This window comes from Oscillatoria sp. HE19RPO, from assembly GCF_024220515.1.
Taxonomy (GTDB): domain Bacteria; phylum Cyanobacteriota; class Cyanobacteriia; order Cyanobacteriales; family Laspinemataceae; genus Laspinema.
In genome coordinates this window covers 1-3,196 of sequence record NZ_JAMXOT010000370.1, presented here as the reverse complement: position 1 = coordinate 3,196, position 3,196 = coordinate 1, and the positions used below count along the sequence as shown (strand labels likewise).

The following is a 3,196-nucleotide window of genomic DNA, read 5'->3' as shown; positions in this document are numbered from 1 at the left end:
TTCAAATTTGGACAGTTGCTCGAAATTTTGCACTTAATATATACCGCGATTATGGATTTAATAATATGGCTCAAGCCCAACGTCGCACGGGATTTGGCCTTAAATTACTTAAGGAGTTGTTCAGAATGAAATAGCCCTGCAGTAACGCCGATGGCTCTTTGGGAGTTTTCCCCGTCCAACTGAGTGCAGAAGATCCACTGGGTGCAGAAGATATTCAAAATTATAATATTCGCATTTGGCCCGATCCCGGTAATACCCCACCAGAAATCGAGAGCGAACCGCCAACTAAAGTTGGATTGAATCAAAAAGCTTATCGCTATCAATTAGAAGCATTCGATCCAGATGGTGATTCTCTACGCTATCGATTAGTTGAGGCACCTAATGGTGCAATTATTGATGGCGATCGCGGAGAATTATTGTGGTTTCCCGAATCGGCCAAACCTGGAGATACGGCTAACTTTACCGTAGAGGTCAACGATGCACGCGGCGGCACGGCATTACAAAGCTTTACTGTTGACGTTTATAGTGTATTAGGCAAGATTCAAGGCGCAGTCTTTGATGACTTAAATGGAAATGGTTATCGGGATACGACACTGGTCCAAGGAGACAGTCCCAATATAGTATTTGCCATTGATGTTTCGGGAAGTACCGGCGGAAACTATGTAGACTGGACCGAAGCAGAGTTAGAAACGGTTGCCGACGAACCGATGGGAATTCTGGGAATGGAAATTGCAACTGCTGTTGCTTTAAGTGAACAGTTGATTCTGCAAGGACGGGGTGACACGACTCAAATTGCTGTGGTTCCCTTTAACGATGGTGCTGGCATCCTAGACCTGGATCCGAGTTTACCTGGAGTGCAACTTTTCACCACTCCTCTGGCAGATAAAGATGGTGATGGAATTCCCGACTTACGACAAATACTTAACCGTTTTATTGCCGATGGGGGCACTTATTTTACACCGCCTTTAGAGAAAGCAGAAGCATTGCTCAATAGTTTACCAGGAGATGCCAATCTCATTTTCTTATCTGATGGATTTGGTGGGGTTGATACTGAAGTGGTAGACCGCTTGAATGCGAATGGCGTCAATATTACCGCTTTTGGTATTGGTGCAGGTGCAGGAATGGGACAATTGCAAAAAATTGACCCCGATGCTATTCAGGTAACAGATCCCAGGGAAATCATCGATATTTTTGGGGGGTGGGACGAGCGCTACACTCCAGAACCCTTGATGGAAAATGTAACGGTCTATCTGGATTTGAATGAAAACGGTCAACTAGATGATGGCGAACCCACTCAGTTGACTGGCAAAAACAAAACCGACTCTCTATTGGGTTCGACTCCGTATCATTTCACTTTTGATAATTTGCTGCCGGGAACTTATACGGTACGCCAACTCGTTCCGAATGGTTATGAGGAAACTGCACCGACTACAGGTGCTTTTGTCGATACCATAACTGTGGCGGATGGGGAAACTTTCAGTCATTTATTTGGCAACCATTTGATTGCTACTCCACCCAATAGCATTCCGTCGTTTATCAGTACCGCGCCAACGAATACAATAGAAGTAGGAGAGGCGTTCAAGTATCAAGCAAATGCTCTCGATGCGGATGCAGAACCTTTGACCTACGAGTTGACCTTGTTCCCAGAAGGGATGAATATCAATCCCGAATCCGGAACGATTCTTTGGCGTCCCACAGAGGAACAGACTGGGACGTTTGAAGCGATTGTCAGGGTGAGCGATCCCAGTGGAGGTATCGATTTACAATACTTCCAAGTGGAGGTAGCACCGCCAAACTCTCCCCCCACATTTACAACTTCTTCACCCACATCCATTCAACCCCAACGCGGTAAACTATTTGAATATCGTCTCAATGCGTTGGATGCCGATGGCGATGCTGACATTCGTTACGAATTAGTCAATCCCCCAACTGGCGTTACCCTCAATCCCGACACTGGCATTCTGCGTTGGACTCCCTCTCAAACCGGCGAGTTTCAATTCACCGTTAAAGCAATTGACAGTCTCGGTGGAGAAGCATCTCAAACAATTACCGCCACTGTCGTCGAACCGCGTCCGAATACCCCCCCAGAAATTACCGCCACCCCCCGCAGTTCGGTTCGCATCGGTTCCACTTATTTATATCAGTTACCTCTAACAGATTCTGATGGCGACCCGTTAACGTTCAACTTCCTCCAATCTCCCACCGGAATGGAACTGGATGCGGAGGGTCGCATCGTCTGGACGCCAACTCCCTCTCAATTCGGTTCCCATCCAATTTCTTTAGAAGTTAACGATGGCGAAGATACTACCACTTTATCCTGGACATTAAATGTATCGAATCAAACTGTCAATCGCGCACCTAGCATCACTTCCACTCCCAATCTGATTACCAACTTAGAACGGGTTTATCAATATCAACTTGAAGGATTCGACCCCGATGGCGACTTGCTGTTATGGACTTTAGATAAAGCACCCTCCGGAATGGTTATTGACCCCAACTCCGGAATGCTATCTTGGCAACCCAACGCCACCCAACTCGGCGAACATACAATTGCCATCCGAGTCACTGATGCAACTGGATATTTTGTGGGTCAAGAATTTGACTTAACAGTTCGAGGAATCAACACTCCCCCAGAAATTGTTTCTGTCCCCCTCACTACCGCCGCTGTCGGACAGGAATATCGCTATCAAATCGCTTCAACTGACATCGAAAATGATAGAGGACGTTGCAGTTTAGGAATTGCACCCGATGGGATGCAAATCGAACCTGAAACTGGACTGATTACCTGGACGCCAACTGCACAACAGTCAGGTTCGGTAGACGTTGAAGTATTAGTTAGCGACACCCAAGGAAGCACCAACCGACAAACCTACACCATAGAAGTCGGGTCAGATGCCATTAACCACCCACCCGTCATTACCTCCACCGCCAAATACTTCGCCGCCACTGGTGTCCCTTACCGCTACCAAATTGAAGCAACCGATGCAGATAACGATGCTTTAATCTATCAACCCATCTCCGTTCCCAATGGCATGACTTTGGATGCCAATACGGGGGAACTGCGTTGGGATTCTCCCACTTTTGGCACTCATCAAGTTGTCGTTGGCGTTAACGATGGTTCCTTGGGTGCAGCACAAGGATTTACCTTAACGGTTCAAAACGATTTACCTCCCGTCTTTAATACAAACGAACCGCC

General features: G+C 46.9%; 1 protein-coding gene. It reads left to right on the top strand.

Annotated elements, in window-relative coordinates:
- Positions 1-158: 158 nt before the first annotated feature.
- A partial coding sequence (locus tag NG833_RS26800; RefSeq protein WP_254568331.1) for a putative Ig domain-containing protein occupies positions 159-3,196 on the top strand: 3,038 nt, incomplete at its 3' end.